The sequence below is a fragment of the Acidisphaera sp. S103 genome (genome assembly GCF_009765975.1).
Taxonomy (GTDB): domain Bacteria; phylum Pseudomonadota; class Alphaproteobacteria; order Acetobacterales; family Acetobacteraceae; genus Rhodopila.
Genome location: NZ_LMUJ01000076.1, coordinates 83,936 through 84,755, shown reverse-complemented (window position 1 = coordinate 84,755; position 820 = coordinate 83,936). Strand labels below are relative to the sequence as shown.

General features: G+C 68.8%; 1 protein-coding gene. It reads right to left on the bottom strand.

The window, feature by feature from the left end; genetic code table 11:
- A partial coding sequence (locus tag GSQ89_RS38740) for an acyl-CoA dehydrogenase (protein ID WP_216856406.1) occupies positions 1-820 on the bottom strand: 820 nt, incomplete at both ends.

The following is an 820-nucleotide window of genomic DNA, read 5'->3' as shown; positions in this document are numbered from 1 at the left end:
CGGGTTGCCCTGCCGGAATGCCGACAGCCCGAGCGATCGTTGCACAAGGCGTATCGCGTCGAGGCAGGCGGTTTCGACGGCGATGCGCGCCAGGCCCACAACGGCGACCCGATGCGCGACGTCCGCCGACGCGTCCTCCGCGGTTCGGGCTGCCGCCTGGACCCACAACCGGCTTGTTTCGCGGGCGATCAGCGCTTGTCCCAGCCGCGCCTGGCCGTGCGGGCTGTCGAACCGGCCGGATGCACGAAGCTGCACAACCGCCTGGTCGAGCAGCGCGATCAGGCCACCCAATGCAACCGCCGACCCCCGCCAGGCGCCGGCGGAGAAATCAGGCTCCCGCAGGTAGTCCCCGGGGTGGCCAAGAAGCGCATCCGAAGAGGCCTCACAGCCGGTGAAATCGACCGCGCCAGTGACCGCCGCCCGCATGCCCTGTAGCGGCGATGGCAGGGCGGTTACTGTCTCACCGATGCCCAGGCGCAGCACCAGCATCCGCGTGTCACCGTCGGGATCCCTAGCGGTGACCAGCGCGCCGGTGGTGAAGCCCGCGCCGGAACAGAACTGTTTGCCGCCGTTTAGCAGAATGCGGTCGCCACTCTGCCGCATGCGCAGGCCGTTCTCCGGCGGATCGGTGACCCACAGCCCGAACAGGCAGTCGTCGTGCCAGGGGGCCGGTGTCCCGTATCGCGCGATCAGATGCAGCGCGTTGATATGCGCCTCCAAAATCCGCCCGGCGGACAGGTTGCCTTGTCCGATCAGAGCCAGAAGCGAGGCCAGTTCGCCAACGCTGGCATGTCCGAGCACCGGTAGCGGCGGCGACAGT